The following is a 17,734-nucleotide window of genomic DNA, read 5'->3' as shown; positions in this document are numbered from 1 at the left end:
AGACCTTGGAAGTCCCGCCGAAAGAAAGACAGTATTACTGACCTTATGGCGAATTAGGACTCGCCTGAGGCGCGCGGGATATGGCAAATGTCCTGCTGTTACGCGGTGCCGCATGGCTGCCGCCCCTGCCCCTGACCGCCTTCCTGCCCGAAGGACACCGCGCCCATGGCCGAACGCATGTTGCAATTCGTGCGCCTGTCGCAACAGACTCCCGAGAAGCGCCCGGCGGAGGCGCGAAGGACCGATTTCGGCGAGATCTACCAGCGCTTCAGCGCCGAGCGGGCTGGCCAGCAGGCCAGCCGCTGCAGCCAGTGTGGCGTGCCCTTCTGCTCGATCCACTGCCCTCTCAACAACAACATCCCCGACTGGCTGAAGCTGACCGCCGAGGGGCGGCTGGAGGAGGCCTACGAGGTCTCCGCCGCCACCAACACCTTCCCCGAGATCTGCGGCCGCGTCTGTCCGCAGGACCGGCTCTGCGAGGGCAACTGCGTCATCGAGAAGGGGTTCGAGAGCGTCACCATCGGCGCGGTGGAGAAGTACATCACGGACACGGCCTGGGAGCGGGGCTGGGTGAAGCCGCCCCGGCCGGCGCGCGAGGTCGGGCATTCGGTCGGCATCATCGGTGCCGGCCCGGCCGGCCTGGCCGCCGCCGAGCGGCTGCGGCTGCGCGGCTGGAAGGTCACGGTCTACGACCGCTACGACCGCGTCGGCGGGCTGATGATCTACGGCATCCCCAACTTCAAGCTGGAGAAGGAGGTGGTGCTGCGCCGGCACGCGCAATACGCGGAAGGTGGCATCGACTTCGTGCTCAACTGCCGCGTCGGCGAGGATGTCAGCCTGGAGGAGATCCGGGGCCGGCACGACGCGGTGCTGATCGCCACCGGCGTCTATAAGGCGCGCGACATCGGCGGGCCGGGCGGCGAGCTGGACGGCATCGTGCCCGCGCTCGACTACCTTACCGCCTCCAACCGCCAGGGCCTGGGCGACAGCGTGGCGGCGTTCGAGGACGGCCGGCTGAACGCCGCCGGCAAGCGCGTCGTCGTCATCGGCGGCGGCGACACGGCGATGGACTGCGTGCGCACCGCCATCCGCCAGGGCGCGGCGAGCGTCACCTGCCTCTATCGCCGCGACAGGGCGAACATGCCGGGCTCGCTGCGCGAGGTGGCCAATGCGGAGGAGGAGGGCGTGCGCTTCGCCTGGCTCTCCGCCCCCGAGGGCTTCGTCGAGGACGAGGCCGGACGTGTCGGCGCGGTGCGGGCGGTAAGGATGCATCTCGGCCTGCCCGACGCCACCGGCCGCCAGCAGGTCGAGCCCATCCCCGGAAGCGCCTTCGACGAGCCGGCCGAGCTGGTGATCAAGGCGCTGGGCTTCGATCCGGAGGACCTGCCGACGATGTTCGGGGAGCCGGCGCTGACGGTCAGCCGCTGGGGCACGCTGGTGATCGACCGCCGGACCATGATGACCAACCTGCCGGGCGTCTTCGCCGCCGGCGACATCGTGCGCGGCGCATCGCTGGTGGTCTGGGGCATCCGGGACGGCCGGGACGTGGCCGAGCAGATCGAGAAGTACGTGCTGGCGAAGACCTCGCCGGCGATGGCTGCGGAGTGACCTCCATGGACGGTTTCGAGAACGGCGCCGCGTTCGCCGAGAGCTACGCCCGCAACGCCGCCACCCTGGCCGGCGCCGCGCATCTGGACCTGACCGAGCACGATGCCTGCGGCGTCGGCCTGGTCGCGGCGCTGGACGGCAAGCCGCGCCGCGACGTGGTGCAGTCCGGCATCGACGCGCTGAAGGCGGTCTGGCACCGCGGCGCCGTGGATGCCGACGGCAAGACCGGCGACGGCGCCGGCATCCACATCGAGATCCCTCAGGATTTCTTCGCCGAGGTCGTCGAGCGCGGCGGCGACCGGCTGCGCCCGGGCCGCATCGCGGTCGGCATGGTGTTCCTGCCGAAGACCGATCTGTCCGCCCAGGAGCGGTGCCGGCAGATCGTCGAGACCGAGATCCTGAACGCCGGCTATCATATCTATGGCTGGCGGCAGGTGCCGATCGACGTCTCCTGCATCGGCGAGAAGGCCAATGCGACGCGGCCCGAGATCGAGCAGATCCTGATCTGGGACCCGGAGCAGCGCGACGCCGCGACCTGCGAGCGGGACATGTACGTCATCCGCCGCCGCATCGAGAAGCAGGCGCTGGCGGCGCAGGTGCCGGAGCTCTATCTCTGCAGCCTCTCCTGCCGCTCGATGATCTACAAGGGCATGTTCCTGGCGGAGAACCTGACGGACTTCTATCCGGACCTGCTCGACAGCCGCTTCGTCAGCCGCTTCGCCATCTATCATCAGCGCTACTCGACCAACACCTTCCCCACCTGGCGCCTGGCGCAGCCCTTCCGCATGCTCGCGCACAACGGCGAGATCAACACCGTCCATGGCAACATCAACTGGATGAAGAGCCATGAGACGCGGCTGGCGCATCCGCTGCTCGATCCCTTCATGGAGGACATCAAGCCGGTGGTGCAGGCGGGCGGCTCCGACACCGCCACGATGGACAATGTCTTCGAGCTGCTGGTGCGCGGCGGGCGCGACGCGCCGATGGCCAAGGCCATGCTGATCCCGGAGAGCATCGGCAGCAACGCCACCATGCCCGAGGCGCATCGCGACCTCTTCCTCTACTGCAACGCGGTGATGGAGCCCTGGGACGGGCCGGCAGCGGTCTGCGCGACCGATGGCCGCTGGGTGGTCGCGGGCCTCGACCGCAACGGGCTGCGGCCCATCCGCTACAATGTCACCGTCGATGGGCTGCTGATCGTCGGCTCCGAGACCGGCATGGTGAAGGTCGCGGAGTCCGAGATCGTCGCCAAGGGCCGCGTCGGCCCCGGGCAGTGCATCGGCGTCGATCTCGACGCCGCGAAGTTCTACGCCGATGGCGCGCTGAAGGACATGCTGGCCGCGCGCCATCCCTTCGGCGAATGGGTCGGCCGCACCACCAAGATCGACGGCATCGTCCGCAACGAGGTGGACGAGACGCCGACCATCACCGGCGAGGCCCTGCGCCGCCGCCAGCTCGCCATGGGCATCACGCTGGAGGAGCTGGAGACCATCCTGCACCCGATGGCGGAGGAGGGCGCCGAGGCCATCGGCAGCATGGGCGACGACACGCCCGTCGCCGTGCTCTCCAACCACTATCGCGGCCTGCACCACTATTTCCGGCAGACCTTCAGCCAGGTCACCAACCCGCCGATCGACAGCCTGCGCGAGACGCGGGTGATGACGATCAAGACGCGGCTCGGCAATCTCGGCAATATCCTCGACGAGGACCCGACGCAGTGCGACATGCTGCAGCTGGAGAGCCCGGTGCTCTCCAATGCCGAGTTCGCCGCGATGTGCGAGTACATGGGCAGCACCGCCTGCTTCGTGGACTGCACCTTCCCCGTCGAGGAGGGCGAGAGCGGCCTGCGCCGCGCCATCGAGCGCATCCGGCATGAGGCGGAGGAGGGCGTGCGCTCCGGCTGCGCCCACGTCATCCTGACCGAGGAGAACCAGGGGCCGGAGCGGGCCGCCATCCCGATGATCCTGGCGGTCGGCGCGGTCCACACGCATCTCGTCCGGAACTCGCTCCGCACCTTCACCAGCCTCAACGTCCGCTCCGCCGAATGCATGGACGTGCATTACGTCGCCGTGCTGATCGGCGCCGGCGCCACCACGGTGAACGCCTATCTGGCGCAGGAGAGCATCGCGGACCGGCACCGGCGCGGGCTGTTCGGCGACAAGTCGCTGAAGGACTGCGTGGCCTACTACCGCAAGGCGGTGGACAAGGGCCTGCTGAAGATCATGTCCAAGATGGGCATCTCGGTGCTCTCCTCCTATCGCGGCGGCATGAACTTCGAGGCGATCGGCCTCTCGCGCGCGCTGGTCGCGGAATTCTTCCCCGGCACGCAGTCGCGGATTTCCGGCATCGGCCTGCTGGGCATCGCCCGCCGCCTGCTGGCGCTGCATGCGAAGGCCTGGGGCGGCGAGGCGGCGGTGTTGCCGGTCGGCGGCCTCTACAAGCTGCGCCGGCGCGGCGAGGCCCATGCCTTCGAGGGCAGCCTGATCCACATGCTGCAGAGCGCGGTGGAGACGGACAGCTACCAGATCTTCAAGCGCTACTCCGAGGGCGTGCGCAAGCTGCCGCCGGTGGCGTTGCGCGACCTGCTCGACTTCCGCATGACGGGGCGCAAGCCGGTGCCGATCGAGGAGGTGGAGAGCATCACCGAGATCCGCAAGCGCCTGATCGCGCCCGGGATCTCGCTCGGGGCGCTCAGCCCCGAGGCGCACGAGACCCTGTCGATCGCGATGAACCGGATCGGCGCCCGCTCGGATTCCGGCGAGGGCGGCGAGGACCCCGAGCGCGCCAGGCCCCGGCCCAATGGCGACAACGCCAACTCCGCGATCAAGCAGATCTCCTCCGGCCGCTTCGGCGTCACCGCCGAGTATCTCAACAACTGCCGCGAGATCGAGATCAAGGTGGCGCAGGGCGCGAAGCCGGGCGAGGGCGGCCAGCTTCCCGGCTTCAAGGTCACCGGGCTGATCGCGAAGCTGCGGCATTCCACGCCGGGCGTGACGCTGATCTCGCCGCCGCCGCACCACGACATCTACTCGATCGAGGATCTGGCGCAGCTCATCTACGACCTGAAGCAGATCAATCCCGATGCCACCGTCTGCGTGAAGCTGGTGGCGCGCTCCGGCATCGGCACCATCGCGGCGGGCGTGGCCAAGGCCAAGGCCGACGCGATCCTGGTCTCCGGCCATGTCGGCGGCACCGGCGCCTCGCCGGTCTCCTCGATCAAGTATGCCGGGCTGCCCTGGGAGATGGGCCTGTCCGAGACGCATCAGGTGCTGCTGCTGAACCGGCTGCGCCACCGCATTAGGCTGCGCACCGATGGCGGGCTCAAGACCGGGCGCGACGTGGTGATGGCGGCGATGCTGGGCGCCGAGGAATTCGGCATCGGCACCGCCTCCCTGGTCGCCATGGGCTGCATCATGGTGCGGCAGTGCCACAGCAACACCTGCCCCGTCGGTGTCTGCAGCCAGGACGAGGATCTGCGGAAGAAGTTCACCGGGACGCCGGAGAAGGTGATCAACCTCTTCTCCTTCATCGCCGAGGAGATCCGCGAGATCCTGGCCGGGCTCGGCTTCCGCAGGCTGGAGGATGTGGTCGGCCGCACCGACCTGCTGCAGCAGGTGAGCCGCGGCGCGGAGGATCTCGACGACCTCGACCTCAACCCGCTGCTGGTGCAGGCCGATGCCGGCCCCTATCCGCGCCACTGCACGCTGGAGGGCCGCAACGAGGTGCCGGAGACGCTCGACGCCGACATGATCCGCGATGCGCAGGCGCTGTTCGAGCGGGGCGAGAAGATGCAGCTCGCCTACAACATCCGCAACACGCACCGCGCCATCGGGACCAAGATCAGCAGCAAGATCACCCGCAAGTTCGGGATGAGCGGCCTGCAGGCGGGGCATCTGACGGTGCGCCTGCGCGGCTCGGCCGGGCAGTCGCTTGGCGCCTTCGCCGTGCGCGGGCTGAAGCTCGAGGTGCTGGGCGATGCCAACGACTATGTCGGCAAGGGGCTTTCGGGGGGCAGCATCGTCATCCGCCCGGCGCCCTCCTCGCCGCTGGTCTGGAGCGACAATGCCATCGTCGGCAACACCTGCCTCTATGGCGCGACGGCGGGTGAGCTGTTCGCGGCGGGTCAGGCGGGCGAGCGCTTCGCCGTGCGCAACTCGGGCGCCACGACGGTGGTCGAGGGCGTCGGCGCCAATGGCTGCGAGTACATGACCGGCGGCGTCGTCGTCGTGCTGGGCGCGGTGGGCGACAATTTCGGCGCCGGCTTCACCGGTGGCCAGGCTTTCGTCTATGACGCCGACGAGAGCTTCGAGAAGCGGGTCAATCCCGACACGTTGCTCTGGCGCCGCCTGGGCTCGGCGCACTGGGAAGGGGTGCTGCGCGAGCTGATCGCCCGCCATGCCGCCGAAACCGGCTCCCGCCTCGCCGCGCGGCTGCTGAACGACTGGGCGGCGGAGCGGGACCGCTTCTGGCACGTCGTGCCGAAGGAGTTCGCCAAGTACCTGCCGCGGCCGATGGAGGATGTCGCCATCGCCGCCGAGTGATGGCGGGAATGGTCATATCCCGCAACTTCCCGTGATGTTCGCCTAGCCCCCGGGGGTCGCGCATGCGATAAGCGCGGCCCCCATCACGGTCCGGCTGTTTGCATGAGAATCCTCTACCATCTTCCCCTCTCCCCCTATGCGCGCAAGGTGCGCCTCGTGTTGAGCGAGAAGCGGATTCCTTTCGAGCTGCGCATCGAGCGGGTCTGGGAGAGGCGGGAGGAGTTCCTGGCCCTGAACCCCGGCTGCACCGTGCCGGTGCTGGTGGAGGAGAACGGGCTGGTTCTGGCCGACAGCTACGCCATCTGCGAATATCTGGACGAGGCCTATCCCGACCTGCCGCTGCTGGGCCGGACCCTGGGGGAGCGGGCGGAAGTCCGGCGGCTGATCGCCTGGTTCGATGGCAAGTTCGCCCGCGAGGTCACCGACAACCTGCTCTACGAGAAGCAGATGAAGCGGCTGATGGGGCGTGGCAACCCGGATGCGGGGGCCCTGCGCGCCGGCTACGCCAACCTCAAGCCGCATCTCGACTATCTGGGCTGGCTGTCGGAGACGCGGCTCTGGCTGGCGGGCAACTTCCTCTCCCTGGCCGATCTGGCCGCGGCGGCGCATCTCTCGGCGCTCGACTATATCGGCGATCTCGACTGGTCGCTGAACGATGCCGCCAAGGACTGGTATGCGCGGGTGAAGTCCCGCCCGGCCTTCCGCCCCCTGCTGGCCGATCGTGTCAGCGGCACGAACCCGCCGCCGCATTACGCCGACCTGGACTTCTGAGGCGCCTCAGCCGCCGCCGAGATCCTGGCTGAGCCGCCGCGCCGCCGCCGCCACCGCGGCCTCCAGCGGCGCCCGCAGGGCGGCATCGCCCAGCCGGGTCGCCGTGCCGGAGAGGGTCAGGGCGCCGAGCAGCCGGCCGCCCGGGCCGCGCACCGGCGCGGCGATCGCCGCCAGTTCCGGGTCACGCTCGCCCAGGGTCACCACCAGCTCGCCCCCTTCGCCGCGCAGGACATGGCCGGCCGCGCCGCGGTCGAGCGGCAGGCGGGTGCCGGGCAGGAGCTGGTCGCGCACCAGATGCCGGCCCTCCTCCCGCAGCAGGCAGAGCCGCGCCTCGCCGTCGCGGATGTAGAAGCTGGCGCTTTCCCCCGTCCGGTCGGCCAGCGCGCGCAGCACCGGCGGCACGAAGGCGCGCAGCGGCCCTTCCGCGCCCTCGGCCATCAGCCCCAGCCGCACCAGGGCCGGGCCCAGCCGCCAGACCGCCGCCTCGCCCGGCCGGACCAGCATCCGCGCCCGTTCCAGCGAGGCCATGAGCCGCAGCAGCGTGCTCTTGTAGAGCCCGGTGCGGCGCGACAGCTCGGCCAGGGTCAGGCCCGCCTCGCCGGGGCGGAAGGCGGCGAGGATGGACAGGGCGCGATCCACCGCGCCGACCCCCTCGGCGGGGGCTTCCGGCTTGACGGCCATGCGGTCGGGGTTCCAGACTTGAAAACAGAACGATATTCTGTCCAACGGAACGACGCCATGTCAAGCCAAGCCTCCTCCGTCCGTGACCGGCCCGACGAGCCGCCGGTAGAGCTGCCCCTGGCGGAACTCCCCCTGGCCGGGCTGCGCGTGCTCGACTTCGGCCACACCGTCATGGGCCCGACCTGCGGCGTGGTGCTGGCCGATCTCGGCGCCGAGGTGATCCGCATCGAGCCGCCGGAGGGCGACCGCACCCGCCGCCTGGGCGGCTTCGGCATCGGCTTCTTCGCCACCTACAACCGCAACAAGACCAGCTTGGCGCTGGATCTGAAGGATCCGCGCGGGAAGGCCATCCTGGAGCGGCTGGTGCCGACGGCGGATGTGCTGGTGGAGAACTTCGCCCCTGGAACGATGGAGCGCCTCGGCCTGGGCTGGGAGGCGCTGCGGGCCCTCAATCCGCGCCTCGTCTACTGCGCGCTGAAGGGCTACCTGCCCGGTCCCTACGAGGATCTGCCGGCGCTCGACGAGGTGGTGCAGATGCAGGGCGGCCTCGCCCACATGACCGGCCTGCCGGGCCGGCCGCTGCGCGCCGGCACCTCGGTGGTGGACATCATGGGCGGCGTCTTTGGCGTGGTCGGCATTCTCGCGGCGCTGCGCCAGCGCGAGCGCAGCGGGCGCGGGCAGCGGGTGCAGGCCTCGCTGTTCGAGAGCGTCGCCTTCATGGTCGGGCAGCACATGGCGGCCGGCGCCATCGCCGGCGAACGCGTGCCGCCGATGACGGCGCGGCGCATCACCTGGGCGATCTATGACGTGTTCCCCGCGCAAGACGGGCAGGTCTTCGTCGGCGCCACCAGCGACCAGCACTGGCAGCGTCTCTGCGCCCAGTTCGGCCTGGAGGCGCTCGGCGCCGATCCCACGCTGGCAAGCAATGCGCAGCGCGTCGCCGGCCGGGCCCGGATCATGCCCGCGCTGGAGCGGATCTTCGCCGCCCTGCCGGTGGAGGAGGTGCTGCGCCGCTGCCGCGCCGCGCGCATCCCCTGCGCGCCCGTGGCGCATCCCGAGGATCTCTTCGAGGACCCGCAGTTGTTGTCCGGCGGAGTGATGGGCGAGACGCGCCTGGCCGAAGGCCTGACCCGGCCCCTGCCGATGACGCCGCTGCATTTCGAGGCTGCGCCGCTGGCGCTGCGGCGACAGCCGCCGGCGGTGGGCGAGGGGGCGGAGGCGCTGCTCGCCAGCCTGGGCCTCGACGAGGGCGAGCGGGCGGCGCTGCGCCGCGACGGGGTGCTGGCGCCCGCCGCCGGGGAGGCCGCGGCATGAGCTTCCCCGCCCGCATCGAGATCCGTGAGGAAGGGCCGCGCGAGGGCTTCCAGTTCGAGAAGGGCGAGATCCCGACCGACCGCAAGCTGGCGCTGATCCACGCCCTGGCGCAGACCGGGCTGAAGCGGATCCAGACCGTCTCCTTCGTCGATCCGCGCCGCGTGCCGGGCATGGCCGATGCCGAGCGGGTCTGCCAGGGGCTCCACCCGGTGCCGGGCGTGGCCTATGGCGCGCTCTGGCTGAACGCCAAGGGCTTCCTGCGCGCCCTGGTGGCGCCGAACCTGACGATCGACGGCAGCGTCTCGGTCTCCGCCTCGGAGGTCTTCGGCCGGCGCAACCAGAACCGCGACCGCGAGCAGGACCTGGCGGCCGCGGCGGCGCTGATGGCGCTCTATGCCGAGCACCGCGTGCCCTTCGCCCGCGCCACCATCATGGCGGCCTTCGGCTGCAATTTTCAGGGCGAGGTTCCCGTCAGTGCCGTGCTGGACCGCATCGCCGCCATCCTGGCCCTGGCCGGCGGGGCAGGGCTGGAGCGGCCGGTGATCTCGCTCGCCGACACCATGGCCTGGGCGACGCCCCCCTCGATCCGCCGCCTCGTCGGCGCGGTGCGCGAGAAGTGGCCGGAGCTGGAACTGTCCCTGCACCTGCACGACACGCGCGGCCTGGCCATGGTCAATGCCTGGGAGGGGATGCGGCTCGGCGTCACCCGCTTCGATGCCGCCGTGGCGGGACTCGGCGGCTGCCCCTTCGCGAAGCACGCCGGGGCCGCGGGCAATCTCTGCACCGAGGATCTGGCGCTGCTCTGCGCCGAGGCGGGCATTGAGACCGGGCTCGACCTCGAGGCCCTGGCGGAGGCCGGGCGGCTGGCCGAGACGGTGGTCGGGCACCCGCTGCCCGGGCGGGTGAAGCAGGGCGGGACGCTGCGCCGCAGCACGTGATGGCGGCGCGGTCAGGAAATGTTGTGATCCGTGCCGCAGCGCAGCATAAGGTCACGCATGCGGTCCCGTTCCGAAGTCGTATCATCGTCGCCGATCTCGCTGGCGCAGGTGCGTGAGGCCAGCGCCGAGCAGTTGGCGCGGGCCTTTTCCGGCCCGCCGGCCGAGGCGGCCCGCTGGATCGCCGCGGCCGCTCGCGCCGGCATGGTCGAGGCGCAGTTCCTCTACGGGCAGATCCTGCTGGAAGGGCGCGGTGTCCCCGAGGACCGGCGCGGCGCCCTGGGCTGGTTCCAGGTCGCGGCCGGGGCGGGGCATCTGCCGTCGCTGACCATGGTCGGCCGCTGCCACGAGCTGGGCTGGGGCACCACGGCCGATCTGCCGCGGGCGGCCACCTTCTATCGGCAGGCGGCGGAGCAGGGCTTCGACTGGGCGCAGTACAATCTCGCCACCCTCCTGGCGCGCGGCGCGGGGCTGCCGCAGGACCGGGCGGCGGCGCTGGCGTGGTTCCGCCGCGCCGCGGCGCAGGGGCACGCCAAGTCCATGACCGTGCTGGGCCGCTACCTGGAGGCCGGCTGGGCGGGCCCGCCCGACTCGGCGGCGGCGCGGGCGCTCTATGCCCGGGCGGCGGCGGCGGGCGAGTTCCGCGCCCAGTTCAACATGGGCAGCCTGGCGCTGGAGGTGGGCCAGGAAGAGGCGGCGCTGGACTGGTTCCGGCGCGCCGCCGAGACCGGCTCGCCCGGCTTCCTGGGAAGCATGGCCGAGCGGCTCCTGACCCGCCCGGAACCGGCGGTGCGCGACTTCGGCCAGAGGCTGATGGACAGATTGCGGGCGCGCTTCCCGATGCCGGGGCAGACGGCGCCCGGCGGGCCGGGGCGTGGCTGAGTTCCATCTCTTCATCGCCGTCAGCCTGGACGGCTTCATCGCCACGCCCTCCGGCGGCGTGGAATGGCTGAACGCCTTCGAGGCGGAGGATTACGGCTACGATGCCTTCTTCCAGGAGGTGGACAGCCTGGTGATGGGGCGCTTCACCTATGAGCAGATCCGCGCCGGCCGGGTCTGGCCCTATCTCGGCAAGCCCAGCCTGATCCTGACCTCGACCGCTCTTCATCCGCCGGTGCCGGAGCTGGTCGAGCCCTGGTTCGGCGGCTCGCGGGACCTGATCACCGGGCTGCGGCGCATGCCGGGCCGGGTCTGGGTGGTGGGCGGGGCCCGCACCATCCACGCCTTCCTGATGGCCGGGGCGGTGGACCGGCTGGCCGTCTTCACCATGCCGCTGATGCTGGGCAACGGCATCCGCCTGTTTCCGCCCGGGCCGCCGCCCCGGCCACTGCGGCTCCTGGAATGCCGCAGCTGGGACAATGGCAGCGTGCTCTGCCGCTACGCCACGCTGGAGGAGCCGGTCACTCCGCCGGCTTGAAGGCGGGCGGCTTGAAGGCCGGCGCCTCGGCGGCGGGTGGCACCAGGGTCACGGGCAGCCGCCGGGCCGCCCGGCCGTCGATCCAGCCGGCGATGCGCCGCCGCAGCCCGACCTCGATCAGGCGGTAGCTGAGCTCCGAGGCGATGAAGACCACCACCGGCCCGGCGACCAGGTAGAACAGGAACCAGCTCTGCATGCTGATGCCGTGCTGCCCCACCCAGCGCGCCAGGAAGGCGAAGGGAAAGAGCGCGAAGGGGTGGATCAGGTAGAGGCTGTAGCTGATGCGGCCGAGATACTGGAAGACGGGGCGGGACATCAGCCGCGCCGGGCCGCTCCCCGCATCGAGCAGGATGCCATAGACAAGGAAGCCGAGCGGCACCCCGATGCCGGAGCCGATATACTGGCTGGCATAGAAGAACAGGACGAGGCTGAGGCTCCAGACCACCCAGCCGAGGGCACGCGGCAGGCGGACCTTCACCTGCAGGAAGGCGAAGCCCATGCCGAGGACGAAGTAGAGCACGAAGGGGCTGATGAGCACCGCCAGGGCGCCGGCCAGCAGGGCGGCGCCGAGCAGCAGCGGGCGCCGACCGGACAGGCCCAGGAAGGCCAGCGCCACCAGCAGGTAGAAGCCCCATTCGTAGGTGAGGGTCCAGGAGTTCTGCTGCGCCAGGAAATGCCCGGTGATGGGCGGCAGGAAGAAGAGGTTGGCCAGGAAGGTTTCGACATACTCGCCCGCGGGCATGCCGCGGAACTCCTTGTAGCCGATCAGCGGCCCCAGGCCGAAGACCATCAGGTGCAGGGCCACGAAGAGCGGCATGATCCGCAACACCCGGTCCACCAGGAACTTCCGCGTGCTGCCGTGCCGCACCAGGCTGGCCGGGATCAGGAAGCCGCTGATGATGAAGAAGAGGTTCACGCCCTGGCCCAGTGTCGGCAGGGTGAAATCGAGCCAGGCGGGGAAGGACCAGGGCAGCATGCCAGCATGCTTGGCGATCAACCAGATATGGACGATCAGCACGGCGGCGGCGGAGATGCCGCGCAGCCCCTGGATGGCGGGGATGAAGCCGGCTCCGCGGACCGCGGCGGTGCCACGTTGCCGCAGCATGGCCAGGGCGTCTGCCACAGCTTGTCTCATTCCGCCGTCCCCTTTCCGGATGATGCCGCGAGGCCAGCGCTCGCCTTTCGCAACGGAGTGTTGCAATGCAGCAAGCCCCTGGACCTGGCCAAGCGCGAAGGCAGGGAAGGAGACCCGGCGCACCCTTTTGTGACTTACAAAAGCGCACAAACCCCGGGGTACGTCTCGGAATGCGAAGTCAGGAGCTTAAATGAGCCGGCGGGGCCTCATCCCATGGCCGGAACGGCCCGCCCCCCGGCCAGGCGGAGGATGCGCGTTGGCCTTTCCACGCCCAGAAGGCGATGCGCGATCAGGATCACGGTGCGGCCGCCCGTGGCACTCTCCAGCGTCTCCAGGAAGGCGCGCTCGGCGGCGGGATCGAGCCCGGCGGCGGCCTCGTCCAGGATGAGGATCGAGGCGGGGGAGAGCAGGACGCGGGCCAGGGCGATGCGCCGCGCCTGTCCACCGGAGAACCGCAGGCCCCCCTCGCCGCAGCGGGTGGCGAGGCCGTCCGGCAGGGCGCGCACCACATCGGCGGCCCCCGCCCGCTCCAGCGCCGACCAGAGCGCGGCCTCGTCCGCCTCCGGCGCGGCGAGGCGCAGGTTGGCGGCGATGCTGTCGTCGAACAGCCGCGCGTCCTGGGTCAGGCAGGTGATGCGGGCCCGCACGGCATCGGCGCTGAGCGTGGCGAGGTCGACGCCGCCCAGCATCAGCCGCCCCGCCTGCGGCGCCGCGAGCTTCAGGAGCAACTGCGCCAGGGTCGATTTCCCGGCACCCGAGGGGCCGAGCAGGGCCAGCCGGCCGCCCTCGGGCAGTTCGAAGCTCAGGTCCTCGAAAACGGGCGCGCGGTCCTCCGCCCAGGCGAAGCGCACGTCCTCGACCCGCAGCGCGAAGCCCTTCGGCGGGGGGGCGGGGGTGGCGGGGTCGCGCAGCGGCGGTTCGACATCGGCGGCCTCGAAGAGGCGGCGCGCGCCGGCGCCGGCGGCGGCGAGCGCGGCCCCGGCACGGGGCAGGGCGCCCAGCGGCTCGGCCGCGGCCAGCGCTAGGAACAGGCCGAGCACGGCGGCGCCGACGGCACCCGGGCCACCGGCCAGCCCATAGCCCAGCGCCCCCAGCAGCGCCGCCTGGCCGAGCAGGCTGCCGGCCGCCGCGCCCCAGGCGGAGCGCCGCGTCAGCCGCGCCTGCCGCCGCGCCAGCTCGGCCCCGGCCGCCTCCAGCCGGGCGGCGGCGCGCGGCTCGGCATTGGCGGCCAGCACATCCTCCAGGCCCAGCAGCGGGTCCACCGTGGCGGAGCGGAGCTCGCCCTGCGCCGCCGCCGCGCGGGTGGCGGCGCGGGCGGCGCCGGGCGCCAGCAGGGGCGGCAGCAGCAGGGCCAGCGCCAGCGGCAGGGCGACGACCAGCGCCAGGGCGGGCGCCATGGCGCCGAGCAGGATGGCGATGGCCAGAACCACGGCGATCGCCGCCGCGCCGGGCACCAGGGCGCGGAGATAGAGGCCGTCCAGCGCCTCGACGTCACTGACCAGCCGGCCCAGGAGGTCGCCGGCACCGCGCAGGCCGAGGCCGCCGGGCAGCCGCTCCGCCAGCCGACGGAAGAACCAGATCCGGGTATCGGCCAGGGCGCGGAAGGTGGCGGCATGCGTCACCAGCCGCTCCAGGTAGCGGGCCAGGGGGCGCAGCAGGATCAGCGGCCGCAGCAGCAGCAGGGAGCCCACGGCGGCGCCGGCCAGCACCCCCGTCCTGAGGCCCTCGGAGACGCCGCGCCCGGCCAGCGCCAGCAGCGCCACGCCGGCCAGGGCCGCCAGGGCGGCCATCGCCCCACCGGCCAGCAGCCAGCCGCGCCGGACGCGCCAGAGGCCGAGGACGCGCAGCAGGTCCTCGCGCATGGGCTGCGGGCCCGGCGGGGTGGGTCCGGGCCTCATTCGCCGGCCATCCGCGGCAGGAGGGCGCGCCCGCCCTCCAGCTCCAGCACTCGGCTGAAGCGCGCCCGCAGCGCCGGGGAATGGGTGGCGATGATGGCGGTGCGCCCGGCGCAGAGGCGGCGCAGACTCTCCAGGACCTCGGCCTCGGTGCCGGGATCGAGATGCGCGGTGGGCTCGTCCAGCAGGATCAGCGGCGCGTCGCGCAGGAAGGCGCGGGCGATGGCCACCCGCTGCGCCTGTCCGCCCGAGAGGCCGAAGCCGCCTTCGCCCACCGGCGTGTCCAGGCCCCGTGGCAGGGTGTCGGTGAAATCGGTGACGCGGGCCGCGCGGGCGGCGGCCTCGACCTCGGCCTCCGTCGCCTCCGGCCGGGCCAGGGCGATGTTGCCGCGGATGGTGTCGCGGAACAGATGCGCGCGCTGCCCGACATAGGCCGAGAGGCGGCGCAACTCGGCCGGACGCAGCGCCGTGGCGTCGCGGCCGTTCAGCGCGATCCGCCCGGTGTCCGGGCGGCGGAAGCCCATCAGCAGCCGCAACACCGACGACTTGCCGGAGCCGGAGGGGCCGGCCAGCACCAGCGCCTCGTTCGGCAGGACGCGGAAGGAGAGGTCGGCCAGCGCCGGGCCGCGCGCCGGGTCGTAGGTCAGCCCGACCTGCTCGAAGGTGAGCACCACGCTGGGCGGGATCTCGGCCAGGACCAGGCCGGGCTCCTCGGGCTGGGCGGCCAGCAGTGGGGCAAGCGCGGCGGCCGCCCCCTGGGCGGCCATGCGCTCGTGATAGGCGGCCGAGAAGGCCCGCAGCGGGGCGAAGAAGCCCGGCACCATCAGCAGGCAGAACAGCGCCGCCGTCGGGTCGGGATGGCCGCCGATCAGCAGGTTGCCGTGCCGCCAGGCGAGGCAGCCGAGCACCGCCGCGGCGATCACCTCGAGCGACAGGCCGGAGAGGAAGGCGACACGCAGCACCCGCATGGTGCGCCGGCGCAGGTCCTGCGCCGCCTCCCCGAGCGCCGCCGCCTCGGCCTCCTGGCGGCGGAACAGCACGATCTGCGGCAGGCCGCGCATGCGGTCGAGGAAGCGGCCCGAGAGGGCCTGGAGCGCGTCGAACTGACGCCGGCTGGCGAGCGCCGCGCCGATGCCGGTGAGCGCCATGCCGACCGGCACCAGCAGCCCGGCGGCGAAGAGGATGACGCCGCTCAGCGGGTCCTCCGTCGCCACGGCGCAGGCGATGGCGAGCGGGGCCAGCGCGGCCAGGATGGCGGCGGGCAGCCAGCGGGCGAAGTAGCCGTCCAGCGCCTCGATGCGGTCCACCACCAGGGCGGCGCGCTCGCCCGCCGGGCGCTCGTCGGCCGGGCCCAGCTCCAGCAGCCGGGCGAAGGCGCGGCGACGCAGCCCGGCGCGGGCGGCGGCCCCGGCGGCGGCCTGGGCGTGCTCCTGCGCCACGCCGAAGCCGGTCTGCAGCAGGGCCAGGGCGGCGGCGGCGGCCAGCTCGGACCAGCCCGCCCCGCCATATCCCAGCAGGGCGGCGAGAATGCGCGCAATGAGCCAGGCCTGGGCGATGCCGCAGGCGGTCGAGGCGAGGCCGAAGAGGATGGGGCGCGACAGGCGCGCCCGCCCGTCACGGGCAGTCGCGGCCAGCAGGGAGCGCGCCGCCTCTGCCTCGGCCGGCAGGGGCTTGGACATGGGCGGGGTTCTAGCGGGTTTTCCGGATGGCGGGAACCGCGCGCGGGCCGGCGGAGGGCTGGCGTGCCGCTTGCTTGCCCGCGGGGGCATCGCGCCGGAGAGGAGACCGCCCCGCATGCTGCCCAGCCATGGCCGCTACGACTACCACCCCTGGCCCGGCAGGCCGGCCTATGCCTGGCCCGGCGGGGCGCGGCTGGCGGTCTATCTCGGCCTGAACCTGGAGCATTTCGCCTTCGGCCAGGGGCTGGGGGCGGAGCTGGCGCCGGGCGCCAATGGCGGCGGCGGTCCGCAGCCCGACGTGCTGAACTACGCCTGGCGGGACTACGGCAACCGCGTCGGCGCCTGGCGGGTGCTGGAGCTGCTGGAGGAGCTGGACCTGCCGGCGACCGTGCTGCTGAACAGCGCGATGTACGATTACGCGCCGCAGCTCGTCGCGGCCCACCGGGCGCGAGGCGATGAGATCGCCGGGCATGGGCGGACCAACAGCGAGCGGCAGAACATGATGAACGAGGCGGCGGAGGCGCAGCTCATCGCCGAGGCCACCGCCGCCATCGCGGCGGCGGAGGGCGCCGCCCCGCGCGGCTGGCTCTCGCCCTGGATCGCCGAGAGCGCCTTCACCCCGGACCTGCTGGCCGAGGCGGGCTATCGCTACACGCTGAACTGGTGCGCCGACGACCAGCCGATCTGGCTGCGGACGCGGAGGGAGGGGCGGCTGCTCGCCATCCCCTATCCGCAGGAGGTGAACGACATCCCGTCCATCGTCGCCCGCAAGGACGGGGCCGAGCGGTTCGCCGCCATGATCGAGGCGGATTTCCTGGAGCGGCTGCGGCAGGTGCGCGACGGGCGGCCGCAGGTGATGGGCATCGCCCTGCACCCCTACCTGATCGGCCAGCCCTACCGGCTGCGGGCGCTGCGCCGGGCGCTCGCGGCCGTCGTGGCGCGGCGGGAGGAGGTCTGGATCACCACGGCCGGCGCGATCCTGGACCATGTGCTGACCCTGCCGGAGGGGACGGTTCCCTGACCCCCGGCCGGGGTCAGAGGCCGAGCTGCCGCGCCAGATCCTCCATGTCGCCGGCCACGGCCTCCCAGTCCTGCTCGGCGCGGAGGTCGGTGGTCTGGTCCGGCCCGTGCTCGGTCGGGCGGGCGATGAAGGCGGTGCACAGGCCGCAGCCCCGCGCCGCGGCCAGGTCGCCATTGTGCGCGGCGACGAGGCAGACCTGCTCCGGCCGCAGCATCAGCACCTCGGCGGTGCGCAGATACGCCTCGGGGGTGGGCTTGTAGGCCTGTGCCACCTCGGCGCCCAGGATGGCGTCCCAGGGCAGGCCGGCGCGCCTGGCCATGTCCAGCATCAGCCGGATGTTGCCGTTGGAGAGCGGGGCGATGATGAAGCGCCGCTTCAGCCGGGTGAGGCCGGCCACCGAATGGGGCCAGGGGTCGAGCCGGTGCCAGGCAAGGTTCAGCGCGTCCAGCTCGGCCGCCGGCACGCCCGCCGGATCGATGCGGAATTCCGGCAGCACGGCCTCAAGGTTCTCGCGGTGCAGGATGTCGAGCCGGGTAAAGGGGCGGCGGCCGGAGCGCACCTCCTCCATGGCCGGCGAGTAGCGGCGGCGCCAGGCATCGGCGAAGGCGGCCGGATCGGCGCCGGGGGCGTGGCGGGCCAGGAAGGGCGCCGCCTCGCGCGCCACGCCGCCGCGCCAGTCCACCACCGTGCCGAAGACGTCGAAGACCAGCGCCTGGACATCCGCGAAGGCCCGCATG

Annotated in this window: 13 protein-coding genes; 8 read left to right on the top strand and 5 right to left on the bottom strand. The window is 72.2% G+C overall.

All coding sequences use genetic code 11. From position 1 onward, the window contains the following. Positions 1 to 165 precede the first annotated feature (165 nt). From ACF3NH_RS00505 to fzlA, 3 genes are all read left to right on the top strand, one after another. Positions 166 to 1,608, top strand: coding sequence for an NAD(P)-dependent oxidoreductase (locus ACF3NH_RS00505; RefSeq protein WP_198364452.1), 1,443 nt, complete (start codon positions 166 to 168; stop codon positions 1,606 to 1,608). Between the two features lie 5 nt (positions 1,609 to 1,613). Next, positions 1,614 to 6,149 carry a glutamate synthase large subunit gene (gltB, locus tag ACF3NH_RS00500; RefSeq protein WP_422921475.1) on the top strand — a complete coding sequence of 1,512 codons (4,536 nt, stop codon included), beginning with the start codon at positions 1,614 to 1,616 and terminating at the stop codon, positions 6,147 to 6,149. 102 nt (positions 6,150 to 6,251) lie between these two features. Further along, a complete protein-coding gene (fzlA, locus tag ACF3NH_RS00495; RefSeq protein WP_422921474.1) occupies positions 6,252 to 6,920 on the top strand; it encodes an FtsZ-binding protein FzlA in 669 nt (222 codons plus the stop codon). 6 nt (positions 6,921 to 6,926) lie between these two features. Here fzlA and ACF3NH_RS00490 read toward each other — a convergent pair whose 3' ends face one another. Further along, positions 6,927 to 7,601 carry an IclR family transcriptional regulator gene (locus ACF3NH_RS00490; protein WP_422921473.1) on the bottom strand — a complete coding sequence of 225 codons (675 nt, stop codon included), beginning with the start codon at positions 7,599 to 7,601 and terminating at the stop codon, positions 6,927 to 6,929. Positions 7,602 to 7,658: 57 nt separating this feature from the next. Here ACF3NH_RS00490 and ACF3NH_RS00485 point away from each other — a divergent pair, with 57 nt between their 5' ends. The 4 genes from ACF3NH_RS00485 to ACF3NH_RS00470 are packed head-to-tail and all read left to right on the top strand — an operon-like array spanning position 7,659 to position 11,267. Then, positions 7,659 to 8,915: a CaiB/BaiF CoA transferase family protein gene (locus tag ACF3NH_RS00485; RefSeq protein WP_422921472.1), complete on the top strand. Its 1,257-nt coding sequence runs from the start codon at positions 7,659 to 7,661 to the stop codon at positions 8,913 to 8,915. Continuing rightward, a complete protein-coding gene (locus ACF3NH_RS00480) occupies positions 8,912 to 9,853 on the top strand; it encodes a hydroxymethylglutaryl-CoA lyase (protein ID WP_422921471.1) in 942 nt (313 codons plus the stop codon). The genes ACF3NH_RS00485 and ACF3NH_RS00480 overlap by 4 nt, the downstream gene beginning before the upstream one ends. A 57-nt stretch (positions 9,854 to 9,910) precedes the next feature. Continuing rightward, positions 9,911 to 10,732, top strand: a complete 822-nt coding sequence (locus ACF3NH_RS00475; protein WP_422921470.1) for a tetratricopeptide repeat protein — start codon at positions 9,911 to 9,913, stop codon at positions 10,730 to 10,732. Beyond that, a complete protein-coding gene (locus tag ACF3NH_RS00470; protein WP_198364459.1) occupies positions 10,725 to 11,267 on the top strand; it encodes a dihydrofolate reductase family protein in 543 nt (180 codons plus the stop codon). The genes ACF3NH_RS00475 and ACF3NH_RS00470 overlap by 8 nt, the downstream gene beginning before the upstream one ends. Here the strand turns inward: ACF3NH_RS00470 and ACF3NH_RS00465 are convergent. From ACF3NH_RS00465 to cydD, 3 genes are all read right to left on the bottom strand, one after another. Then, positions 11,251 to 12,390 (bottom strand): acyltransferase family protein, encoded by a 1,140-nt coding sequence (locus ACF3NH_RS00465; RefSeq protein WP_422921469.1) that lies wholly within the window; start codon positions 12,388 to 12,390, stop codon positions 11,251 to 11,253. The genes ACF3NH_RS00470 and ACF3NH_RS00465 overlap by 17 nt on opposite strands. Positions 12,391 to 12,608: 218 nt before the next feature. Continuing rightward, positions 12,609 to 14,300 (bottom strand): thiol reductant ABC exporter subunit CydC, encoded by a 1,692-nt coding sequence (gene cydC / locus ACF3NH_RS00460; protein ID WP_422921468.1) that lies wholly within the window; start codon positions 14,298 to 14,300, stop codon positions 12,609 to 12,611. Next, positions 14,297 to 15,976 carry a thiol reductant ABC exporter subunit CydD gene (gene cydD, locus ACF3NH_RS00455; RefSeq protein ID WP_422921467.1) on the bottom strand — a complete coding sequence of 560 codons (1,680 nt, stop codon included), beginning with the start codon at positions 15,974 to 15,976 and terminating at the stop codon, positions 14,297 to 14,299. The genes cydC and cydD overlap by 4 nt, the downstream gene beginning before the upstream one ends. A gap of 115 nt (positions 15,977 to 16,091) precedes the next feature. Between cydD and ACF3NH_RS00450 the strand changes: the two genes are divergently transcribed. Then, positions 16,092 to 16,997, top strand: coding sequence for a polysaccharide deacetylase family protein (locus ACF3NH_RS00450; RefSeq protein ID WP_422921466.1), 906 nt, complete (start codon positions 16,092 to 16,094; stop codon positions 16,995 to 16,997). A 13-nt stretch (positions 16,998 to 17,010) separates the two neighbouring features. Here the strand turns inward: ACF3NH_RS00450 and ACF3NH_RS00445 are convergent, their stop codons facing one another. Then, positions 17,011 to 17,733: a haloacid dehalogenase type II gene (locus tag ACF3NH_RS00445; RefSeq protein WP_422921465.1), complete on the bottom strand. Its 723-nt coding sequence runs from the start codon at positions 17,731 to 17,733 to the stop codon at positions 17,011 to 17,013. Between the last annotated feature and the right edge of the window lies 1 nt (position 17,734).

Source organism: Pseudoroseomonas sp. WGS1072 (genome assembly GCF_049340465.1).
In the GTDB taxonomy this organism is placed as follows: domain Bacteria; phylum Pseudomonadota; class Alphaproteobacteria; order Acetobacterales; family Acetobacteraceae; genus Pseudoroseomonas.
This window is presented reverse-complemented; position numbering and strand designations above follow the sequence as displayed.

What these genes read in the sequence shown, in the direction of transcription:
- ACF3NH_RS00505 (WP_198364452.1), top strand. Translation starts at nt 166, where the DNA reads ATGGCCGAACGCATGTTGCAATTCGTGCGCCTGTCGCAACAGACTCCC.
- ACF3NH_RS00475 (WP_422921470.1), top strand. Translation starts at nt 9,911, where the DNA reads ATGCGGTCCCGTTCCGAAGTCGTATCATCGTCGCCGATCTCGCTGGCG.
- fzlA (WP_422921474.1), top strand. Translation starts at nt 6,252, where the DNA reads ATGAGAATCCTCTACCATCTTCCCCTCTCCCCCTATGCGCGCAAGGTG.
- ACF3NH_RS00445 (WP_422921465.1), bottom strand. Translation starts at nt 17,733, where the DNA reads ATGCGGGCCTTCGCGGATGTCCAGGCGCTGGTCTTCGACGTCTTCGGC.
- cydD (WP_422921467.1), bottom strand. Translation starts at nt 15,976, where the DNA reads ATGTCCAAGCCCCTGCCGGCCGAGGCAGAGGCGGCGCGCTCCCTGCTG.
- gltB (WP_422921475.1), top strand. Translation starts at nt 1,614, where the DNA reads ATGGACGGTTTCGAGAACGGCGCCGCGTTCGCCGAGAGCTACGCCCGC.
- ACF3NH_RS00480 (WP_422921471.1), top strand. Translation starts at nt 8,912, where the DNA reads ATGAGCTTCCCCGCCCGCATCGAGATCCGTGAGGAAGGGCCGCGCGAG.
- ACF3NH_RS00450 (WP_422921466.1), top strand. Translation starts at nt 16,092, where the DNA reads ATGCTGCCCAGCCATGGCCGCTACGACTACCACCCCTGGCCCGGCAGG.
- ACF3NH_RS00485 (WP_422921472.1), top strand. Translation starts at nt 7,659, where the DNA reads ATGTCAAGCCAAGCCTCCTCCGTCCGTGACCGGCCCGACGAGCCGCCG.
- cydC (WP_422921468.1), bottom strand. Translation starts at nt 14,300, where the DNA reads ATGAGGCCCGGACCCACCCCGCCGGGCCCGCAGCCCATGCGCGAGGAC.
- ACF3NH_RS00490 (WP_422921473.1), bottom strand. Translation starts at nt 7,601, where the DNA reads ATGGCCGTCAAGCCGGAAGCCCCCGCCGAGGGGGTCGGCGCGGTGGAT.